The organism is Phyllobacterium sp. SB3, from assembly GCF_040009165.1.
In the GTDB taxonomy this organism is placed as follows: domain Bacteria; phylum Pseudomonadota; class Alphaproteobacteria; order Rhizobiales; family Rhizobiaceae; genus Phyllobacterium.
In genome coordinates this window covers 1-20,740 of record NZ_JBDYKI010000004.1, presented here as the reverse complement: position 1 = coordinate 20,740, position 20,740 = coordinate 1, and the positions used below count along the sequence as shown (strand labels likewise).

At 53.6% G+C, this 20,740-nt stretch carries 24 protein-coding genes and 2 tRNA genes; 12 read left to right on the top strand and 14 right to left on the bottom strand.

All coding sequences use genetic code 11. The features are described from left to right. Positions 1–34 precede the first annotated feature (34 nt). Positions 35–1,063, bottom strand: coding sequence for an amino acid ABC transporter substrate-binding protein (locus ABKW30_RS15480; RefSeq protein ID WP_348599849.1), 1,029 nt, complete (start codon positions 1,061–1,063; stop codon positions 35–37). Between the two features lie 104 nt (positions 1,064–1,167). Further along, entirely contained in the window at positions 1,168–1,932 is a 765-nt protein-coding gene (locus ABKW30_RS15475; RefSeq protein ID WP_348599848.1) for a phosphatase PAP2 family protein, read from the bottom strand. Positions 1,933–2,026: 94 nt separating this feature from the next. Between ABKW30_RS15475 and ABKW30_RS15470 the strand changes: the two genes are divergently transcribed. Next, positions 2,027–3,196: a cystathionine beta-lyase gene (locus ABKW30_RS15470; RefSeq protein ID WP_348599847.1), complete on the top strand. Its 1,170-nt coding sequence runs from the start codon at positions 2,027–2,029 to the stop codon at positions 3,194–3,196. 83 nt (positions 3,197–3,279) lie between these two features. After that, positions 3,280–3,666 carry a DUF305 domain-containing protein gene (locus ABKW30_RS15465; RefSeq protein WP_348599846.1) on the top strand — a complete coding sequence of 129 codons (387 nt, stop codon included), beginning with the start codon at positions 3,280–3,282 and terminating at the stop codon, positions 3,664–3,666. Positions 3,667–3,746: 80 nt separating this feature from the next. On the opposite strand, the gene ABKW30_RS15460 is transcribed toward ABKW30_RS15465, so the two are convergent. Next, entirely contained in the window at positions 3,747–4,085 is a 339-nt protein-coding gene (locus tag ABKW30_RS15460) for a hypothetical protein (RefSeq protein ID WP_348599845.1), read from the bottom strand. A gap of 530 nt (positions 4,086–4,615) precedes the next feature. On the opposite strand from ABKW30_RS15460, the gene ABKW30_RS15455 reads away from it, so the two are divergent. After that, complete coding sequence (locus ABKW30_RS15455; RefSeq protein WP_348599844.1) at positions 4,616–4,948, top strand: hypothetical protein; 333 nt, start codon at positions 4,616–4,618, stop codon at positions 4,946–4,948. Positions 4,949–5,444: 496 nt separating this feature from the next. Next, the gene (locus ABKW30_RS15450; RefSeq protein ID WP_348599843.1) at positions 5,445–5,609 is read left to right on the top strand and encodes a hypothetical protein; all 165 of its coding nucleotides are present in this window, start codon (positions 5,445–5,447) and stop codon (positions 5,607–5,609) included. Between the two features lie 27 nt (positions 5,610–5,636). Here ABKW30_RS15450 and ABKW30_RS15445 read toward each other — a convergent pair whose 3' ends face one another. Beyond that, positions 5,637–6,623, bottom strand: coding sequence for an MlaD family protein (locus ABKW30_RS15445; RefSeq protein ID WP_348599842.1), 987 nt, complete (start codon positions 6,621–6,623; stop codon positions 5,637–5,639). Positions 6,624–6,833: 210 nt separating this feature from the next. On the opposite strand from ABKW30_RS15445, the gene chrA reads away from it, so the two are divergent. From chrA to ABKW30_RS15430, 3 genes are read left to right on the top strand one after another with little or no spacing between them, the layout of a single operon-like run. Then, positions 6,834–8,027, top strand: coding sequence for a chromate efflux transporter (chrA, locus tag ABKW30_RS15440; RefSeq protein ID WP_348599841.1), 1,194 nt, complete (start codon positions 6,834–6,836; stop codon positions 8,025–8,027). 58 nt (positions 8,028–8,085) lie between these two features. After that, positions 8,086–8,718, top strand: a complete 633-nt coding sequence (locus ABKW30_RS15435) for a LysE family translocator (protein ID WP_348599840.1) — start codon at positions 8,086–8,088, stop codon at positions 8,716–8,718. Positions 8,719–8,773: 55 nt separating this feature from the next. Then, positions 8,774–9,010, top strand: a complete 237-nt coding sequence (locus ABKW30_RS15430; RefSeq protein ID WP_348599839.1) for a hypothetical protein — start codon at positions 8,774–8,776, stop codon at positions 9,008–9,010. A gap of 716 nt (positions 9,011–9,726) precedes the next feature. Here ABKW30_RS15430 and ABKW30_RS15425 read toward each other — a convergent pair. The 6 genes from ABKW30_RS15425 to ABKW30_RS15400 all read right to left on the bottom strand — a co-directional run bounded on the left by ABKW30_RS15425 (position 9,727) and on the right by ABKW30_RS15400 (position 12,766). Beyond that, positions 9,727–10,119, bottom strand: a complete 393-nt coding sequence (locus ABKW30_RS15425) for a ribonuclease inhibitor (RefSeq protein WP_348599838.1) — start codon at positions 10,117–10,119, stop codon at positions 9,727–9,729. Positions 10,120–10,172: 53 nt separating this feature from the next. Continuing rightward, positions 10,173–10,249, bottom strand: a tRNA-Arg gene (locus ABKW30_RS15420). Between the two features lie 11 nt (positions 10,250–10,260). Further along, positions 10,261–10,566, bottom strand: a complete 306-nt coding sequence (locus ABKW30_RS15415; RefSeq protein ID WP_348599837.1) for an ETC complex I subunit — start codon at positions 10,564–10,566, stop codon at positions 10,261–10,263. Between the two features lie 75 nt (positions 10,567–10,641). Continuing rightward, positions 10,642–10,718: transfer RNA gene (locus tag ABKW30_RS15410), tRNA-Pro, on the bottom strand. A gap of 124 nt (positions 10,719–10,842) precedes the next feature. Beyond that, positions 10,843–11,535 (bottom strand): DnaA regulatory inactivator HdaA, encoded by a 693-nt coding sequence (gene hdaA / locus ABKW30_RS15405; RefSeq protein ID WP_348599836.1) that lies wholly within the window; start codon positions 11,533–11,535, stop codon positions 10,843–10,845. A 34-nt stretch (positions 11,536–11,569) separates the two neighbouring features. Then, entirely contained in the window at positions 11,570–12,766 is a 1,197-nt protein-coding gene (locus ABKW30_RS15400; RefSeq protein WP_348599835.1) for an AI-2E family transporter, read from the bottom strand. A gap of 152 nt (positions 12,767–12,918) precedes the next feature. Here ABKW30_RS15400 and purM point away from each other — a divergent pair, with 152 nt between their 5' ends. Both purM and purN read left to right on the top strand, forming a co-directional pair. Continuing rightward, positions 12,919–13,995 (top strand): phosphoribosylformylglycinamidine cyclo-ligase, encoded by a 1,077-nt coding sequence (gene purM / locus ABKW30_RS15395; protein WP_348599834.1) that lies wholly within the window; start codon positions 12,919–12,921, stop codon positions 13,993–13,995. 11 nt (positions 13,996–14,006) lie between these two features. Continuing rightward, entirely contained in the window at positions 14,007–14,618 is a 612-nt protein-coding gene (purN, locus tag ABKW30_RS15390; RefSeq protein ID WP_348599833.1) for a phosphoribosylglycinamide formyltransferase, read from the top strand. A gap of 13 nt (positions 14,619–14,631) precedes the next feature. Here purN and ABKW30_RS15385 read toward each other — a convergent pair whose 3' ends face one another. The 4 genes from ABKW30_RS15385 to ABKW30_RS15370 all read right to left on the bottom strand — a co-directional run bounded on the left by ABKW30_RS15385 (position 14,632) and on the right by ABKW30_RS15370 (position 18,330). Continuing rightward, positions 14,632–14,934: an addiction module antidote protein gene (locus tag ABKW30_RS15385; protein ID WP_348600410.1), complete on the bottom strand. Its 303-nt coding sequence runs from the start codon at positions 14,932–14,934 to the stop codon at positions 14,632–14,634. Continuing rightward, positions 14,934–15,242, bottom strand: coding sequence for a type II toxin-antitoxin system RelE/ParE family toxin (locus tag ABKW30_RS15380; protein ID WP_348599832.1), 309 nt, complete (start codon positions 15,240–15,242; stop codon positions 14,934–14,936). Before ABKW30_RS15380 ends, ABKW30_RS15385 begins: the two co-directional genes overlap by 1 nt. A gap of 69 nt (positions 15,243–15,311) precedes the next feature. Then, positions 15,312–17,417: a molybdopterin oxidoreductase family protein gene (locus ABKW30_RS15375; RefSeq protein WP_348599831.1), complete on the bottom strand. Its 2,106-nt coding sequence runs from the start codon at positions 17,415–17,417 to the stop codon at positions 15,312–15,314. A 70-nt stretch (positions 17,418–17,487) separates the two neighbouring features. Continuing rightward, the gene (locus ABKW30_RS15370; RefSeq protein WP_348599830.1) at positions 17,488–18,330 is read right to left on the bottom strand and encodes an EamA family transporter; all 843 of its coding nucleotides are present in this window, start codon (positions 18,328–18,330) and stop codon (positions 17,488–17,490) included. A gap of 188 nt (positions 18,331–18,518) precedes the next feature. Here ABKW30_RS15370 and ABKW30_RS15365 point away from each other — a divergent pair, with 188 nt between their 5' ends. From ABKW30_RS15365 to ABKW30_RS15355, 3 genes are read left to right on the top strand one after another with little or no spacing between them, the layout of a single operon-like run. Then, positions 18,519–19,379, top strand: a complete 861-nt coding sequence (locus ABKW30_RS15365; protein ID WP_348599829.1) for a 23S rRNA (adenine(2030)-N(6))-methyltransferase RlmJ — start codon at positions 18,519–18,521, stop codon at positions 19,377–19,379. A 59-nt stretch (positions 19,380–19,438) separates the two neighbouring features. Continuing rightward, positions 19,439–19,885, top strand: coding sequence for a hypothetical protein (locus ABKW30_RS15360; RefSeq protein ID WP_348599828.1), 447 nt, complete (start codon positions 19,439–19,441; stop codon positions 19,883–19,885). 14 nt (positions 19,886–19,899) lie between these two features. Continuing rightward, positions 19,900–20,637: a ribonuclease T2 gene (locus ABKW30_RS15355; RefSeq protein ID WP_348599827.1), complete on the top strand. Its 738-nt coding sequence runs from the start codon at positions 19,900–19,902 to the stop codon at positions 20,635–20,637. Positions 20,638–20,740: the final 103 nt, after the last annotated feature.

Below are 20,740 nucleotides of genomic sequence, written 5' to 3'. Positions count from 1 at the left end.
TTAATGACGGAATGTGGCTGTTTCCCGTGGAAAATCAGCGTATCGGCATCGGATATTGCAGCCCGCCCTTGGTCCACAAAGCATTGATGCCGCGGTCGATTTTCAAGCGGCTGCCCGCACCAAGATCACGATCGAAAATCTCGCCGTAGTTGCCCACAGCCCTCACCATGTTGACTACCCAGTCGTTGGTCAGTCCAAGATCGGTTCCAAGCTTGGTATTCTCTTCCTGTCCGAGCACGCGGCGTATTTCCGGACTGTCGCTTTTGACCATCTGATCGACATTTGCCTTGGTGATACCAAGTTCTTCGGCCGTCAGCAGCGCATAATGCGTCCAGCGAATAATATCGGCCCATTGCGGATCGCCTTGACGCACAGCGGGGCCAAGCGGCTCTTTGGAGATGATTTCTGGCAGCACGATATGATCGGCCGTGGATGCAAGCCTCAAGCGAATCGAATGCAGGCTGGCGCGGTCGTCGGTATAAACATCGCAGCGACCGGAATCATAGGCGTTGTTCACTTCTTCCAGCTTCTCGAAGACCACGGGATTATATTCCATCCGGTTGGCCTTGAAGTAATCGGCGACATTGAGTTCGGTCGTCGTGCCTGCCTGAAGGCAGATCGTGGCTCCCGACAGTTGCAGGGCAGATGTGATTCCAGTCAGCTTCTTGCCGTTGATCATGAAACCCTGACCATCATAGTAGTTCACGCCGGTAAAATCGAAGCCTTGCGTGTCGCGGCTCAGCGTCCATGTCGTATTGCGGATCAGAACATCGATCTCGCCCGACTGGAGCGCGGCGAAGCGATCTTTTGATGAGAGTGGCGTGAACTTGACCTTGGTTCCGTCCCCGAAAATGGCAGCGGCAACGGCGCGGCAATAATCCACGTCGAAACCAGCCCATTCACCCTTGTCATTGGGCGATGCAAAACCGGCTGAACCCGTATTCACGCCGCATTGCAGGAAGCCTTTTTCCTTAACGATATCGAGGGTCGCTGCGGAAGCCCCGCCTGCGGCCAAAAGCAACGCGGAGGCTGCCACGAGAATTTTCGATATGGAAACGCCCATTGAACTTCCTTTCACAAAGCTTGGCCAATAAGGACAGCACGAGTAAATCACTGATAAGGAAGGATATTCTGGCTTTGGGGTCAAGGATTAATATTAACGGGCATTCAAGAACGTATCACCGGGAGAAATTGTCCCTGCTCACAGCGGAATATCGCGCCCCGACTGGCAAGAAATCTGGCCAGCGTTACCGCCATCAGGAAACCGACCGTATAGCCTGCGACCGTATCTGTTGGATAATGCGCCTGCGCCACAATGCGGGTGAAGGCGATGAACATGGTCGCAAGGATGATAGGCACCCGCCAGCGCGGAAACCACAGAGCCAATATAGCGCCAACCGCGCCCATTGTGGTGGAATGGCCGGAGGGAAAGCTTGCAAGATCATCACCACCGGCAAACGGCGAAAACGAACCGGTACCCAGTGTGTCAATGAATGGCGGACGTGCACGGCCGATCATGAATTTGGCAAGGGCAGTAAATGTACCTGCCAGAGTGATGGCCCAAAAGGCGAAACTTGCCTGTGTATAGACCAGATGCAACCTCCGGCGGCGCGAATGGGGCAAATTCTGCCAGTCCGTCGCGATCAGACACATGGCGATAATCAGCGCCGGAACCACATACCATTTCGACAAGCCGATATCGGTAATTCTGCGCAGATGATACAAATCGTTGTCGGGCGATGTGAACATGCGCGACAGATATTCATCGTAGGGATGAAGGGCGAGTACCAGAAACGCGATAAGCGCAACAGCCATGGACATTGATGCAGTCCAGACCGGCCCAGTTTCAGGATGCGGTCGGGCGGTGATGATATGCAGGTAACGGGCGAGAGAGTTTCCCAATCGTTGCACGATGGATGAGCTATCAGCCAATCAAAAATCCTTCTCCTGTTGCAACCGCCGTGCGGTGCGATTATCGACGTACTCTTACAGCTCTAAAATAAGCCGACAATTTGGAGGACCTGCCATGGATAAGCAATCTCGTTCGAAACTTGGGATAAACACGAGACTTGCCCATGGCGGATATGATCCGATGGATTATCATGGCTTCGTCAATCCTCCTGTCGTCCACGCATCGACGGTACTTTTTCCTGATGCGCAAACGATGGCGACAGGTAACCAGCCCTATACATACGCAACACACGGCACACCAACCACCGATGCGCTTTGCCGCGCCATCGATGAGCTTGAAGGATCAGCCGGAACTCTGCTCGTCCCATCAGGCTTGCTGGCTGTGACGCTGCCGCTTCTGGCATTTCTTTCACCGGGCGATCATCTGCTAATGGTCGATAGCTGCTACGGCAATACGCATTATTTTTGCAATACCACGCTGAAGCGGCTCGGTGTTGAGGTCGAATATTACGACCCGCTGATTGGTGCGGATATCGAAGAGCTCATCAGGCCGAACACCAAGGTGGTCTTTACCGAATCGCCGGGCTCAAACACGTTCGAGATGCAGGATATTCCGGCAATTGCCGAAAAGGCACATGCTGCGGGTGCCGTTGTCATGATGGACAATACCTGGGCAACACCGATTCATTTCAAGGCCTTGGACTTTGGCGTTGATGTTTCGATTCATGCCGTGACCAAATATCCATCCGGCCATGCGGATGTTCTCATGGGGACGGTTTCCGCCAATGAAAAGCACTTCAAGACGCTGGAGCAGACCTATACGGCATTGGGTTTGTGCGTGAGTGGTGACGACGCCTATCAGGTGCTGCGCGGCCTTCGGAGCATGGGCCTGCGCATGGAGAGACACGCGGAAAGTGCGCTGGCGATTGCCGAATGGCTGGAAAATCAGGACGGCGTTGTGGAAGTGCTTCACCCCGCACTGCCCAGCCATGCTGGACACGCGATTTACAAACGTGACTTTACAGGCGGCGGCGGGGTTTTCTCCATCGTTATTGAGGGCGGGAAAGCGCAGGCGCATGCCTTTTTGAATGCGCTTGAAATATTCGGCCTCGGCTACTCATGGGGTGGCTTTGCGAGTCTGGCCGTGCATGTGCGCCTTGCCGACAGGCAGATCACCGGCAAGAATTATGCAGGCGCAGTGATCCGGCTGCAGATCGGCCTTGAGGACAAGGAAGACCTGATCGCCGATATCGCGAAGGGTTTGGCTGCCGCCAAAGCTGCATAACCCGAAGTTGATTTCAACTTGATCAGTGCGGGCTGGTATGAACTGCCTGCCAACATCCAATTTTTCAGATGAAAGATTATATTATGAAGCTGAAACACTTCCAAACTGCCGCGTTCGTTTGCCTTGCCGCCTTTGCCTCGCCCGCGCTGGCGCAGGATCACAGCACGCACGAGCCAATGAAGCATGACGCCATGAAGGCGCAGGTGGGTGATCAAAGCCCCTCTTCCAAGGCTTTTGTCGAAGCCAACACCAAAATGCATAAGGACATGGCCATTGAGTTCACCGGCAATGCCGACAAGGATTTCGTTCGCGGAATGATTGCGCATCATCAGGGCGCAATCGACATGGCCAAGGTCGAACTCGAGTATGGCAAAGATGCTGAAATCCGCAAATTGGCGGAAACGATTATCGCCGCTCAGGAAGGCGAAATCAAAGACATGAAGGCATGGCTGGAAAAGAACGGTGGCTGAGTTCTGCTGGTAATCATTGGATAAGAAAAGACCCGCCGGTCAGACCGGCGGGTCTTTTTACGCAAACTGTTGTTTAAGCCCTACTGGCGTATTTCACTGCTTGCAGCACGTTTTTGCAGGCACAGTTCCCAAAGGCTGTAAGCAGCATCGGCATAGGTCGATGTACCAGCCCTGAATTCAGCTGAACGCAGAGGCAACAGATCCTCCACGACAGCCAGCGTGCGTGCTGGGAGAATATCCGTACAGGTTCCCAAACGCCGAAACACGGTGCTGATCGCAACCTGCCTCTCATTGACGTCTATTACGGGTTCGTCCCTGCCGAGTTCCCAATCTTCCAGGGCGTCAATCGCGTCCTGAAAGGCGTTATGCAAGATGATGGGCGCGTGGCCCTCATGAAGTGGGTGCAGCAAACCAGGCATTCCTGTCTCCTCACTTTTGTGTTGCAATGCCGGGGGCTCCCGGAAATAGAATCATACGTGTGACAAGCCACAAACCGCAAGCCAAAATTATTAATCCATACCTATTCAATCGACATTTTAAATTAAATCGAGATATCGCACCGGGCTTACTGTTCATTATTAATCTATATACTGATGAAAATCTCACAACCAGTTTATATAATTATATTTTTCCCTGAAATCCTACGAAAAATCTAATCGTTTAGATTGTTTGGGGCAAGTTTCTGTAAAAGATAAACGGTTATCGTCCTCTTCCGTTCCGTGCTCCAAACACTCTTAAACCCGAGGTTTGACAACCTTAAAGCGAATCCGGTCAAAGATACCGACCTTGGCCTGTCAAAGGACTGCTTTCGGAGCTTGTTTGAGTGCCAATTTTCCGCCTAAACACAACCATAACTAGTAATTTGGTGCGGATTCCCCTGTTTCAACTTGCCAAAACAGTATCATTGCCCCATTCATGTCCCGCTGCCCACGATCAAGGATATTGGCATATGAGAATGCGACTCTTTCCAGTAATCATATTCACCGCCCTGCTTGCAGGTTGCGGTAATATTCAGGGCCAGCTCGACAACGAAAAAATCTCGTCTCTTCGCTATGATACCGTGGAATGCCCGGCTTTGATTGCGCAACGCAATCGGGCCGCCGCCGAAGTCAGCCGGCTTACCAATGGCCAAGGTTATCAGGACCCCAACGTCATAACAGGTCTGGGACCCGTCCTTCCGGACTATCGCGCAGAAAACCAGAAGAAGGCCGGAGCCTTGCAAGGTCAGGTTGAGTCGATGAGCCGTTCAATTGACCGCAGGAAATGCGGCGCGCCAGCCTAGAGGCAGGACCCTAGCCAATCTTCCCATGAACTGAGCTTTTGCGGCTATCACGGCATGTTGAATGCATCCGTGGCGTTGATTGATTCGTTTATGTCAAATTTTATTGTGCCCATAAATAATTGGGCGTACGCTATCAGCATCGGGTGGAAAGTACCGGCTTAAACCGGAGTTATTTGTTCTTCTTCAGGGAGTGACAAACATGGGAGAAGTGATCCTTCATACGCCCCATAATGCAAACTGCGCGACCCCACAGATACTTCAGAAGGTTCGCTCGGAAATGCCTGACAAACCCGCCAGCAGCAATAAGCTGTCGGATATTCTGAAACGCGCAAAGGGTGGTTTTACTCACCGCCGTTTCAAACAGCATTCTAAATAATTATAAGTGCTTGAAGCCACTATGCTTCACAGACCATTATGTGGCATTGTATGACAAGTCGATCGCCGTGTTTGCACGGCGATCTTCTGTGTTCGCCAATGGTTAGCAGCTGTGATCCCAGTGGACATAGGCCACGTTCAACCGATGATGGATGAGGGTGAAAAAGAAAAAGACGATTATGCGCCCTACCTGACACCAGTCTGGGGCTATCTGATCTTGTTTCTTATCATCATACCCGTCGTATTATATCTCGGTCACCAGTATGGCGGACACCTGCACTTCTAGCTCCTGCACTTCTAGCTGAAGTATCGGTCAGCGCTTGGGCGTGTATTCCGGAACAGTGTTGTCGTCTCCAAAAAGCATCTTTTGCGGATTATCCTGAAAAGTCGACACGCCTCTCTCGATACTTTCGACAGCACGGCGGCTTTCGGAGATCACTTTTTGTGCGTTCCGCAGCTTCTCGCCGGTTAAATTATCGAGATTGCCTGCTACCCCCTGAAGTGTTGTATTGAGTTCCTTTGCCTGTTTTTGATAATCCTCAAGCTTGCCGCGTATTTCGCTTACAGTGCTGTCCTTATCGTCGGACAATTGTTTATCGACCTTGCCAAGCGATTCATCGATCTTCGTCGAAGCCTCATTCACACGGGTTATGACATCGCGCGCGTCGTGCATAGTTGCTTCGAGTTTCTGTGCTCTCCGGCCATACTCATCGATGGTTTCCGTACTGCTGGCCAATTCTTCGGAGAAAGCCTTGGCATTGCGTACGCTTTCCAGAAGAGGCCCTCGCGTCTCCTCGATGTATTTCTCAGTAACGTCGGTTGCCTTGTCTACGCGCTCGATCCAGTCCTGCGCGGTTTGCACCAGCGTTTTCAACGAAGTCGGATCGACATCCACTCGTGCCACGGTATCTTCCTTGGCGGCCTCTTCGAGCAGCTTCGGCTCATAGGATTTACCGCCAGTCAGTTCGATACGTGCTGCGCCAGCCAATATCTCGAAAGCAAGGGTAGCTACTGTCGAACGAGTGATGGGCGTTGTCGAAACAATTTCGGTCTGGACGATCACCGCTTCTGGATTACTCTGATCGATAAAGAGCCGCGTGACATCACCAACTTTCAGGCCATTGAAGAAAACCGGACTTTTAACCGTTAGGCCAGTGACAGAACCCGGCACCCGGATTTCCAGAGTGCTCGTATCGCGCCGGTCGCCGTAACGGCCGATCCAATAAAAGAAACCGGCAGCCAGCAGCGCTACCACGAGCGTAAACACTGCTACCAGAAAGTAATTGGCTTTGGTTTCCATTGATTATCAGGCGACTCCATAATTCACTGTCCAGCATTACCGCTTTAAGTCGCGGCAAATCAATGGCGAAGGCACGGCAGTTGACCGAAGGCCTTGGACGCTTCGTTGGAAGAGTTGAATTCGCCCGATAGAAATTGGTTCCCCATATGAGTGCGATGTACTAAGCAAATTGTGCTGCGATCCGCATCCAAACTCTGCCGGAATCTTTCAATGAACACAGAGCGTCAACGTACAAGCCGCCTGTTGGAAATCCTGATCGTGTTCCTGCGGCTAGGTCTGACTTCGTTTGGCGGCCCCATTGCTCATCTCGGATATTTCCGCGACGAGTTCGTTACCCGGCGCAGGTGGCTCACTGACAGCGCATATGCCGACATTGTTGCCCTGTGCCAGTTTTTGCCCGGCCCTGCTTCCAGTCAGGCTGGCTTTGCAATTGGCGTGCAGCGAGGCGGCCTGTTGGGTGGCATTGCTGCATGGGCAGGTTTTACACTGCCCTCGGCACTTCTGATGCTTGCATTCGCCTATGGCACTTCGGTTTTTTCGGGCCCTTGGGGAGAAGGCATTCTGCAAGGGCTGAAACTGGTAGCGGTAGCAATCGTCGCACAGGCCATCTGGGGCATGGCACGAACCCTCACCCCGGATATTGTGCGCGGAGCGATCGCCGTTGCTGCTGCGGTGGCAGTTTTATTTCTCGAAACCGCAGCAGTCCAGATCAGCGTAATCGCAGGCGGTGCAGTTCTTGGCCTCATCTTTTGCAGGAATGGCGATCCAACGACCACTACACATATGCATTCCGGTGTGAAACGCAGAAAGGCAATCGTCGCCCTCGTGCTATTTGCGGCAATCTTCGCAATCCTGCCGCTCTTCGACAAACTCAACTCGCCTGCGCTATCCTTGTTCGGAGCATTTTACCAAGCCGGAGCGCTCGTATTCGGCGGCGGTCATGTTGTGCTGCCATTGCTTGAAACGAGCCTTGTCGGACCGGGCTGGGTCGATCATGAAACCTTCCTTGCAGGCTATGGCGCCGCGCAAGCCATGCCCGGCCCACTCTTTACCTTTGCGGCTTACCTTGGCGCCGTGGCCTTTGCCAACCCGAACAGCCTTGCCGGTGCGGCCATTGGACTCATTGCTGTTTTTCTGCCCGGTCTGCTGCTGGTTTACGGTGCAATGCCATTCTGGGATGCGCTGCGCCGCCAATCCCTGGGACAAGCTGCAATGAAAGGTGCCAATGCCGCTGTCGTCGGTATTCTCGTTGCAGCATTCTACGATCCTGTCTGGACCAGTGGCGTTTCGGGAGCAGTAGATGTGGTTTTGGCGCTCGCCGGTTTCCTCGCCTTGGTGATTCTGAAGGCCCCGCCCTGGACCGTTGTATTGGCATTAGCTGCGGCTGGTGCAATTTTCCATTGATGCGTGAGGCGAAAGCGGTCACGATCTGGCAGGTATTTGGCAATCGGGGGATAGAGCCATGACAGGTTTGACAATTCTTGCATTCGCATTGGTAGCATTTATTGGCATAGCCACGCCCGGACCAACAGTATTATTGGCACTGACCAATGGCTCGCGATACGGCCTCAGGATCGCTACTTTGGGGATGGCGGGCGCAGTTATCTCAGACTTCGTGCTCATCGGCGCCGTTGCGCTTGGACTTGGCGCCCTTCTTGCGGCATCGGAGTTCTGGTTTGCCGTGGTTAAATGGATCGGCGTTGGCTACCTCACCTTCCTTGGCGTAATGCTTTTGCATTCAAAAGGCACACTCGACGTAACGAATGCGAGTGCAGAAAACGGCATTGGTCCCTCCTCGCATTCCGTGTTCCTCAAGAGCTTTCTGATCGCGATCACCAATCCGAAGGGCTATCTTTTCTTCTCGGCGTTCCTGCCGCAATTCGTTGTTCTGGACCAGCCGCAATTACCGCAGTATCTGGCGTTGGCATTTACCTTTGCCCTGATCGATTTTATCGTGATGTTTAGCTATGCGCTTCTTGGTTCACGCGCCGTGAAGCTGTTGAAGAAATCCGGCGCTTTATGGTTGGACCGGATCTGTGGTGGCGCCCTTCTGGCACTTGCCGGTTCGCTGGCGTTCTACCGGCGCGCAAGTTGACGATAACAAAGCTTATACAGGCAGGGCCACAGCGAAACGCGGAAGCCAAAACGAAATGATGCAGGACATCTACGACCTGTTGCATATGATGATGCTAATCTTCACGGTCGTTGGCGGGTTTTATTATTTGTACGGCCTTGCGTTCATTTTTGCGGTTGTCGCAGCCAGAAAAAGCAAAGCGGGAACAGCTTACCGCGGCTGGCTTATTGTCGCGTTGATTTGTCTGGCAGTGGGTTTGGGAACACATTTGGCAGCCAGATATGTGCTGAACGGATTTTATATTCCGGGATAGCCATTTGCTGGGCAGTACATGGGCGGAACATATCAATCTTCAGAGTCGTTCAGAATCATGAAAGACTTTAATAAAGTTCAGTTGACAACCGCCACTTCGGCAAATGCCGTAGAACGGCGGTATAAAACCATGCCCGGCACAGAATCAACTATGCTGGATAAAGGATTTGGTTCGGAGCCATAGCATGGGAATTATGCACAGCGAGTTTGTCGAAAGACTCCGACAGGCCGTTCGGGAGCATGAAGAACGGATCGTCCGATTGGAAAGCGGCGAAGAAAAAGTATATCGATCATCCCGCAACGGGCAGAAAGAAGACATATCCCTGCAGACAGCAGACCACTACCGGCGTTTATCGCACCATTTGAGAGAAATCATCTCGCGGCATGATCTGAAGAACTCTCAAGATACCAAAGCGAAAAAGCCCGAGCATCCATAAAGAATCTGCATGGATTCTATCCAAATCCCGGCTTGGTCAACTCTCCCCACAAGCAAATGAATGAACCACATTCCGGACAATGAACCGGGGATTGCAATTCAGCTTCGATAAGAATTTCTGCGAATGATGATTGACACTCTTCGCACACGATTGGCTCTGGTGGCCTGAAATAATCCTGCTTCCCCATGCGACATTTAACTTTTGAAATTTACAGAAGTTCCCGCGCAATGACGATTTTGTATCCTCATTAGGCCAAGCGCTTTTTGCGAGAGTTCAGCTCTTAACGCGGAAGCAGCGTGATGTTGGGGTGATCAGCGATGACTTGCAGCACGATTTCAAAATAAGTCGGACCTGTGCCGTTTTCCAATTCGGCGAGATCCCGCTTAATTCTCATGACATCGTACTGCTCGGGGCTTTCCAGCTTCCCCAAATAGAACCGGCGGGTGACTTCCACTCCCAGATCGGTCCTGTTCTTCTCCATCTCTTTCCAGATCAGCGTGACAGGCCCGTTGCCTTTGATTGCGCCAACGCCGCCGTGGAACATATCGTTCAACGCATCCAGACTCGGGCCAAGCTTCCAGTCCTCGTCCGCCATGAACACACGATTGATCTCATCGTAAAACGAGGAAATGTCGCTGACGTTTTTGCCATCGATTGTGAAAGTATCGGTCAATCTGCGCCAATCGCTAAAGTGATTCCGAAAACCAATGGAAGCTATTGAAAAGATGGCGATCCCGACTGGATTCGAACCAGTGACCGTCGGCTTAGAAGGCCGGTGCTCTATCCAGCTGAGCTACGGGACCAATCTGTATAATCAATGCGTCCAAGGCTGCTTGCGGTCGAACTTGAAGTTCTCCGAATAGGATACGACGCGACGGCGTGTTTCCTTCGGTTCCTGAACCGAATAGGCAATACCGTTCTTCTGGGCGTAGGCTATCGCCTCTTCCTTGGTCTCGAAGGAAAGGCGAATCTGGCTCTTCATATCGCGCGACGACGTATAACCCATCAGCGGCTCAACCTTGCGGGGCTGTTCCGGCTCAAACTCAAGCATCCATGCTTCCGTTTTGGCTTTACCGGACTGCATTGCTGTTTTTGCGGGGCGATAGATGCGTGCGGCCATTGAAGAAATCCTTTTGTCTGCAATTCCGATATATTACAGGCTTTGCTTCAGTTCCAGCAGCAATCGAGGGTGAAGTGGTCGGAGCGGAGAGATTCGAACTCCCGACCCTCTGGTCCCAAACCAGATGCGCTACCAGGCTGCGCTACGCTCCGTGTTCTTCAACGGTTGCCTGACTAGAGTTTCCCGAGACGAGAAGCAAGCTATAAATTGAACAAATCCAATAAAAAACTGAACCGTGCGAGAACGTCGCAGGTTTGATGGTGGTTTTGACGGCTATCAGAGGTCGAAAGCCGCCTGCCCTTCGTCCAAAGCAGTCACTACACCCGCCGCCAAAGCACGGGTAATCTTCGATTTCTTTTCAAGCGCTGCGCGGTCGAGTCGTTCGACAATCCGGTTTGCCGTGGAAAGCGAGCGTTCGATATGGCTGACAAGGAAACCAATGACATTGGGTTCGACTGCAATCTGGCGATCTGAAAAAAGCTTATAGAGAACGCCGGAGAGGAGCATGTCGTCCGGCTCACCAATTTCCACCGTTGTTGCCGCCTTCAGGCGTGAGGCAAGATCCGGCAGGGTCACGGGCCAATTTGCCGGCCATATGCGCGAGGTCATCAGGAGACTGCTGCCGCTTTGGCGCACATTGTTGATCAGATGAAACAGGCCGGCCTCATCAATCGGGCCTGTTCCGATATCATCAATCAGAAAAGGGCCGGACTGTCCCGCAGCGGCGGCAATGTTTCGAGGGTCAACAATGGTTGCGTTCGACTCTGCCTTCCAGACGGCGGCAAGATGAGTTTTCCCCGAGCCGGTGGGTCCGGCGAGTATCACGACAGGAGAAATCCAGCTCGGCCAGCGATCTACGATGTCTACGGCGGCCATGTTGGTGCCGGAGACAATCAGATCGTCACGCGAGTAACCAGGCTCGTGGCCAAGGTCTAGCGGCAGCTGGCGGGGCTTTGTCGTGTCATTCATGGCGCGAACAAATACAGCCTCGGCTGCAATACTGTCACCTGATTTGTTTGGTCTCGTCGGTTTTGCGGAAATCGCCTGTGTAGAGCGGGGATTGCTGATAACGATTAATGACAAAGCGCACCAGAACGCCAATGGCAGCCGCAGTGGGCACGGCGATAAGCATGCCTGTAAAGCCCATGAGCGAAGCGAAGGCAAAGAGTGCAAACATCAGCCATACCGGGTGCAAGCCGACGGACTGACCGACAAGCTTGGGTTGAAGAATATTACCCTCGATGAACTGGCCGATACCGAATGCAACAGCAACGCCGACAATGCCGCCCCATTCAGGCCAGAACTGCACCAAAGCGACACAGAGCGCCAGAACCAGACCGACCAGCGAGCCAACATAGGGAATAAAGCTGATGAGGCCTGCGAAGAGGCCGATCAAAAGGCTGAAATTCAATCCGACAATGGTAAGACCAACCGCATAGATCATACCGAGAAGCAGGCAAACTGTTCCCTGCCCGCGCACGAAACCGGCAATTGCCTTGTTCATGTCCGTTGCTATGGCTCGCACGGTATATACATGCTCACGCGGGACGAGCTGGTCGATCTTTGAAACCATGCGGTCCCAATCGAGCAGCATGTAAAAGGCAACCACCGGCGTCACGACGAACAACGCCACCACGTCAATCAGCGTTTTACCCGAACTCCAGATCGATTGCAGCAGTGTCGTAAGGAAGCCGGCGCCCTGCTTGAGCAGAGAATCCAGACTGTTGCGGATGACAGAAGCGTCAACGCCAATGAAGTCTTTCAGCCATTGAGAATCTTTGCTGGCAATGAGTTCCTGCAAGCGCGAGACATAGCTCGGCAGCCGTGCGATGAAATCGCTCATCTGTGACGCAAGCACCGGCACAAGAATTATGAGCAATACTGTGAAGGTGACGACGAACAGGACGAGGATGACAACAGTTGCGAGCAGGCGCGACAGACCAAGGCGCTGAAGCCTGTCAGCAACAGGATCAAGGAAGTAGGCAAGCACCATACCGGCAACGAACGGCAGCAGGATCGATGAAAAGATGAACAGAAACAGGGCAAATACAACCATCGCAGCCGTCCAGAACACGGCTTGACGCCTGAAACTGCTGGTGAGCGAATTAAGCTGAACCTCGACATGGATATCCTGATCCGGAATCTCGACCGGAACGGGAGGTTTCTTTGTCGCTACAGCCTTGCCCGGAGTTTTGCTCATAACCTGCCATTCTCGTTGTTCAATCTGGGAGATAGGCAGTGGTTACCGCCACGGTCAAGGCTCTAGAGTAATTTTATGGGCGCTGACGGCACTCAGACCTTGCAGCTTGGGCGGAGTCGTGTCATTTCGCGGGCAATAATCTGGAGTTGACCATGAGCACCGAAAAACAGCCCGGCAAGAATGGCCTCACCTATGCGCAGGCGGGTGTCGATATCGATGCAGGTAATCTGCTTGTCGAGAAAATCAAGCCGCTGGTCCGTTCAACACGCCGTCCGGGCGCAGATGGCGAAATCGGCGGCTTTGGCGGTCTTTTCGATCTGAAAGCTGCAGGTTTCAAAGATCCTGTACTCGTCGCGGCCAATGATGGCGTAGGCACCAAGCTGAAGATTGCCATCGATGCGGGCGTTCATGACACGGTCGGTATCGATCTTGTCGCCATGTGCGTTAACGATTTGGTGGTGCAGGGCGCGGAGCCACTGTTCTTCCTCGACTATTTTGCGACTGGCAAGCTTGATCCGGACCAAGGCGCTGCGATTGTCGGCGGCATTGCTGAAGGTTGTTTACAGGCGGGCTGCGCGCTGATTGGCGGCGAAACGGCGGAAATGCCGGGCATGTACCGCAATGGCGATTATGATCTTGCAGGTTTTGCTGTGGGTGCTGCCGAACGCAACCAGCTTTTGCCAACCGGCGATATTTCTGAAGGCGATGTTATTCTCGGACTTGCTTCGTCCGGTGTCCATTCCAATGGCTTCTCGCTGGTACGGCGCATTGTTGAGCTTTCAGGCCTTGGCTGGGATGCGGACGCGCCTTTCCAGACAGGAACAACGCTTGGACAGGCACTGCTGACACCGACACGCATCTATGTGAAGCCATTGCTTGCGGCGATCCGCGAAACCAACGCAATCAAGGCACTGGCACATATCACCGGCGGCGGCTTCCCCGACAATATTCCCCGTGTATTGCCGAAGGATTTGACCGCGAGCATTGATCTTTCGGCGATCAAGGTTCCTGATGTATTCTCATGGCTGGCAAAGACCGGCGGTGTAGAGCGTGATGAAATGCTGCGGACATTCAATTGCGGCATCGGCATGATCGTCGTTGTTGCGCCCGAAAATGCTGACGCGGTTCTGGCTGCGTTGCAGGCTCAGGGCGAAGAAGCCGTGCGACTCGGCACCATGGTTGCGCGCACTGACAGCGGTGTCGTCTATCAGGGCACATTGGCGCTGTGAGCCGGGGCGCTGTGAGCAAGAAGCGTATAGCTATACTGATTTCCGGGCGTGGTTCCAATATGAGCGCGCTTGTTGAAGCAGCCAAGCACGCCGACTATCCAGCGGAAATCGTGGCTGTTATCGCTAATAAAGCAGATGCTGGCGGGCTGGAGACAGCGCGTAAAGAAGGCATCGCAGCAATTGCCATTCCTCACCGCGATTATACCTCGAAACGAGAACATGAAGCGGCGGTTTCCGCAGCACTTCACGAAGCCAAGGCCGATCTGGTTTGCCTCGCCGGGTATATGCGGATCATCTCGCCGGAATTCGTGGCTGAATGGGAGGGAAAGATGCTCAACATCCACCCCTCGCTGCTGCCACTGTTCAAAGGCCTGCATACGCATGAGCAGGCGCTGGAAGCGGGAGTACGCGTTCATGGCTGCACGGTGCATTTCGTGACCGCCGGTATGGATGATGGCCCGATCATCGCCCAGACTGCGGTGCCGGTTAAAACCGGCGATACGCCCGATACGCTTTCCGAGCGGGTGCTAAGTGTTGAGCACGAAACCTATACGCGTGCACTCGCGCTCGTTGCAGGTGGCAAAGCCGTGATGAAAGACGGCCGGACCGTTTTCAGCGATTAGCAACACGGCGACGTTATGCGGCGTCTTGTTCATTTTTGGGTGCACGAACCAAAGTTAATCTTAGGCCAAGCGCATCGGCAACTTTGCTGATTGTTGCTAGTTCCGGATTGCCCTGACCGCTTAGTGCTTTGTAAAGCGTCTGGCGTGTCAATCCTGTTTTGCGAGCAAGATCAGCCACTCCTCTTGCCTTGGCGATGGAACCTAGGGCACGCGCAATCTCTGAAGCAGTTCCATCTTCGCAAACAGCCATCAGATACTCTTCGATCATTTCTTCTGAATCAAGATGTTCGGCGGTATCGTAGGGACTTACTTTCATCAAGTTCTCCTCTCCTTCAGCTCACGTGACATCAGTTGAGCTTTTCTAATATCTCTGGCCTGCGTGCTTTTATCACCACCACACAGCAGTAGGATCAAAACATTCTCCTGCTTGGTGAAGTAAACTCTATAGCCCGGGCCAAAATTGACCCGCAATTCACTGACATCACCGCCAATATATTTGCAATCACCGAAATTTCCGTCAATCAGCCGGCTCAAACGCACCATGATTTTCGCGCGACCCCGAAGATCTGATAAATTATCAATCCAACTTACAAATGTAGCTGTCTTATCAATTTTATATATCAAAAATGTAAACCATAGTTGTCAAAATGTCTAGATTCTAAAATGTAAAATGCAGTCTCACTCAAACTCAGTTCAAGCCAATCTCACCCAGACCTTGTTGTCGTGGAAAGCTGCGCCGCCATAGGGCGCGGGGGCATCGGCGCCGGTCAGGACGTTAATCCCCTCGCCGCGCTCGAACGACGAATTGGCGAAGATGCCTTCGGAAATCACCACTCCGCGCTTGGTCAAAGGCTGTACGCGGGCATGCACAACCACTTCACCGCGATTGTTCCCGACCTCAACGCGTGCACCTTCCTCAATGCCGAGCATTTCTGCGTCTTCCGGATGGATCAGCAGTTCCGGCCTGCGTTCTTTCTGGCCGGATGTCGGGGTTTCAGCAAAGGTGGAGTTCAGGAAATTATGCGCTGGCGATGTCGCCAAACGGAACGGATGCTTGTCGTCAGCCAGTTCGATGGAACGGAAATAATCCGGCCATTCCGGCAATGTTTCAAACGGCCCTTGTGGTCCCATGGATTGTGGTGGCCGGTTTGGTGACAGGGTGCCCAGCCAATCCGGCTTGAAACGGAACTTGCCATCGGGCCAGCTAAAACCCTTCTGATAGTGAGCTGTTTCAAAATCGGGCTGCACATCAAGCCAGCGCAACTGCTTGAGCATGTCGAAGCCCGGCAAATTGCTGGAATGCATCATATTGTCGATAAGGGTCTTCTCATCGAGACCAAACCCGGGCAAGTCACCAACTCCAAGACGATCAGCCAACTCGTTGATAACAAACACATTCGGGCGTGTTTCACCGGGCCCGTCGATCAGCTTTGGACCAAGCACAATATGCTGCTGGCCGCCTCCGCGATAAATATCGTCATGCTCCATGAACATGGTCGCAGGCAGCACAACATCGGCAAGCTTGGCCGTGTCTGTCATAAATTGCTCATGCACCGCCATAAAGAAATCGTCACGCAGCATGCCCTGCCGCACAAGCCGCTGCTCCGGCGCGACATTGGCCGGGTTGGTGTTCTGCACCAGCATCGCCATGACTGGCGGTCCGCCATAAAGTGCGGAAGGATCGCCCGTTAGCGCGGCACCAATGCGGCTCTGGTCGATGTGGCGAATAGTCGGATCGGCAAAGGCCCGCCCCTCGATCTCGCGCTTGTCCATGACATAGATGCCGGAGTTTGAATAGAATGCGCCGCCGCCTTCATATTTCCACGCGCCAGTAACAGCAGCGATGGATAGAGCAGCGTGCATATTCACTGACCCATTGCGCTGCCGGGTGAAGCCGAAACCCAAACGGAAGAAGGTCTTCTTTGTTGTTCCTACGAGCTTGGCAAACTCCTCGATCTCAGCGACCGAAAGGCCAGTGATAGCTGCAGCCCATTCGGGATTGCGGCTTTGCAGATGCTGCTCAAGGCCTTTCGGGTCATCCGTATAGGCAGTCAGATAATCCCAATCAGCAAACCCATCGCGGAAGAGCACATGCATGACCGCGCAAGCCAGAGCACCATCTGTGCCGGGCTTCAACACCAGACCGAGATCCGCCTGACGTACCGTCGCGGTTTCATAAATATCGATGGCAACGATCTTCGCGCCGTGATCCTTACGGGCACGCACGGCATGGGTCATGACATTGACCTGCGTTGCAGCAGCATTGGTGCCCCAGATCACAACGCAATCAGATTTGGCCATTTCGCGTGGATCGACACCGGCAAGCTTGCCTGTCCCGACGAAAAAGCCGGTCGTCGCAAGGTTGGTGCAGATGCTGTCGAATGTATTGGTGTATTTCTTGGCGTGGCGAAGCCGGTGCACGCTGTCGCGCTGTACCAGTCCCATCGTGCCTGCATAAATATAGGGCCAAATGCTTTCAGAGCCAAACTCGGCCTCAGCCTTGAGAAAACGCTCGGCGATCAGATCGAGCGCCGTTTCCCAACTCGCTTCTTTCCAGATGCCCTCTCCCTTTGCACCACCGCGAACCAAAGGTTTCAACAGGCGTTCGGGGTGATGGATACGCTCCGCATAACGTGCAACCTTGGCGCAGATAACTCCGGCCGTATAGCTGTTATCCTTGGCACCGCGCACGCGCCCGATCATGCCTGAATCGAGAATTTCGATATCGAGCGCGCAAGTCGAAGGACAATCATGGGGGCAAGCCGAATGCCCGGTGCGAAGAAGGACAGGTTTGTTCATCCGCTAGGCATAGCGCAAAAACTTTACGACAGAAATGCAGCTTTTTGTCTTGGTGACAAGCTTTGGGATTCTAGGCTAGCCGCATCACCGCAGCACCAGCAGCGATAAGCGCAACTGCAGCAAGCCGTTTCGGGCCGACGCTTTCTTTCAGGATAAAAGCAGAAATGGCCACTGCGAAGAGAATTGACGTTTCGCGCAGTGCCGCCACGGCGGCAACGGGTGCCATGGTCATTGCCCATAGAGCGAGGCCATAAGAACCGAGCGTACCAACACCGCCTATCGTTGCCAGACGGGTTCGCTTCAGAAAATGCGGCCAAAGCTCGCCCCGGCGCATAACCAGCGTCCATAAAAGAAGCGGCACGGCATTCAAAACAAAAACCCACATTGTGTAGGCAGCCGGTGCGCCGGATTGGCGTACGCCAAGTCCGTCGATCAAAGTGTAAGACGCTATAACCAGCGCATTGATCAGCGCAAACATTGTCGCGGCACGGTTTGCACCGGCCCGCCTGCGCGATTCCAGCGCGAGCGCCAAAACACCACTGCAGATCAGCGCAATACCTGCCCATTTTTGCAAGGAAAGCACCTCCCCGATCAACGGTCCGCTGGCGATGGCGACAATCAAAGGGGCTGTTCCGCGCATGATAGGATAGGCTTGGCTCATGTCACCACTACGATAAGCAGCAGCAACCAAGGCGAGATAAATGACCTGCGCTACGCCTGATGCAGCCAGAAAAGGCCAGCTTTCGCGCGCGGGTGCAGGCAGGAACGGCAGGCACACAGCCGCAATCAATCCGGCAGAAGTGACCACGACAACGGTATTGAGAAACTTGTCGCCCTCGGATTTGACGACAGCATTCCAGCTTGCATGCATAAGCGCTGCAAACAGCACGACGAGAACAACAGTTCCGGACATTTAATCATCTACCTGTTGCAGGCCGCGAAATGCGGCCTGCCGCCTTGCTCTATGACAGAATAATGAACGCCAGCAAGTTGTATAATCTCATCTTTAACATCAACGATTCTCATGAATTTTGCCAAAAGCTCGGCAAAGACCATGCCAACCGGCTTGCGAGCAGACACACATCATGAAACAAGCGGCGCATGAACTATCGTCACGCTTATCATGCCGGCAATTTCGCCGATGTGGTCAAACACATCATCCTGACGCGTATTGTCCTCTACCTGCAACGCAAGGAACACGCATTTCGTGTGATGGATACACATGCCGGTATCGGCCGTTACGATCTGAAGGGCACAGAGGCCGGTAAGACCGGCGAATGGCTGAACGGTATCGGGCGCCTGATGAAGACCAAGCTGGATGCTCCCGTCGCGGAGCTGCTTGCCCCCTATCTCGATATTATCCGTGCTGAAAATCCCGATGGTGAGATGAGGCATTATCCCGGAAGCCCACTTGTCGTGCGACATCTGTTACGCAAGCAAGACCGGCTTTCTGCGCTGGAACTGCATCCTCAGGACGCAAAATTGCTGGCGGAGGTTTTTGAAGGTGACTTTCAAACCCGTGTCACCCAGCTCGACGGGTGGCTGGCGCTTGGCGCGCATCTACCTCCCAAGGAAAAGCGCGGGCTTGTGCTGATTGATCCCCCATTCGAGATTGGCGGCGAATTTGACCGGCTGGTTGATGGCTTGTCGCGGGCGCACAAGCGCTTTTCAGGCGGCACCTTTGCGCTTTGGTATCCGATGAAAGACCTCCAACAGGTTCGAAACTTCGCTGACATGCTGTCGGACACCGGCATTCCCAAAATACTGCGGGCAGAGTTGATGATTCGATCTCCTTCGTCTGATCCGAGACTCGATGGCACTGGCATGATCATCATCAATCCGCCATTTACACTCGAGGCGGAGCTTCGCACCATCCTGCCGGCGTTGTCGAAAATCCTCAGTGAGCAACCGAATGCAGGCTTCAGGCTCGATTGGATCAGGGGTGAGCAAGTTGACGCTTGACCTGACGCAATGGGTGGTTGAAATTGCAACGCATAAAAGATGTTCCGGAGAATAGATCCATGTCACGCCTTTCGTCATTCATCGCCGCAAGCTTCGCCGTTGGCGTTGCCCTGTCATCTGCTGCTCCTGTGATGGCCGCAGACTATGTCGAAGGCCCTGCTCAGAGCTACGACGAGACCTGCGGACAGGCACGTGTACTGAACCGTATCGTCAACAAGTTTTCCTATCAGGTAAGGCATGTTCCAAACCTGCCACAGGTTGGCATCGATAATTTCAGCGACGTGCAGCAAACACGTTACGAGCCGAGCCGCGATCCTGAGCTGGACGCCGTTGAACGGCACTATTGCCGCGCCACTGCACATCTTTCAGACGGTAGCCAGCAGCCTGTCTGGTATCTGGTCGAGCATGGTCAGGGCTTTGTAGGCGTTGGCAACAATGTCGAGTTTTGCCTTGCCGGGTTTGATCGCTGGCTGGTCTATAGCGGAAGCTGCCGCACACTCCGCTAGTCGAACTTCAGCTGATGCCTATCGGTAAGCTTGCCCGCTATCTCTTGTTTGCGGCACTGATCGGCATCAGCATTTTGACCTATCTGCGCGAACAAGACGCTCCTGCCCTTCGCCCGGTCGCGGAGGAAGTTCCCATTGAAAAGCCGCGAGGCCAAAGTTCAGGCGAGAATCTCGCAAAGGGAACAGGTTTCGACTATTACGTCCTCTCTCTTTCCTGGTCTCCAAGCTATTGCGCCGCAGAAGGTGCTCGCGCTAACCGGCAGCAATGCGATACCGGTAGGCCCTATGGTTTTCTGGTGCATGGCCTATGGCCGCAATATGAGCAGGGATATCCGCAGGATTGCGACACGTCACAGCCGCGCAACGTACCCTTTGCCCAAGCCAAACAACTTTCCGATATCATGCCTTCTACGGGTCTGGTCACCTATCAATGGCGCAAACACGGCTCTTGCAGCGGCCTGACACAGCGGGATTACTTTGCAACGATGCGGCAGGCAGCGAAGCGCGTTTTGATTCCGTCCGCCTATCGCCAGCCCAATCAGCGCGGCCCGGTCAATCCGCAAGTTCTCGAACAGGCTTTTACGGCGGCCAATCCCGGCATGCAAAAAGACGGTATCGCTGTGACCTGCGATCGTGACTATCTGCGCGAGGTGCGCATCTGCCTGACAAAAGATCTGAATTTCCGTTCTTGCCCCGAGGTCGATCGATCATCATGCCGCAGCCGATCAGTAGACATGCCCGGAGCATTGTAGCTTGCGTAGTTCGCGCTTTGACAAGCTGTCTTTCAGGATAAAACACGCCTGCAGTATTGTTGGTGCGTGGTTCGACGGGGCTCACCATGAGGAAGGTGAGCCC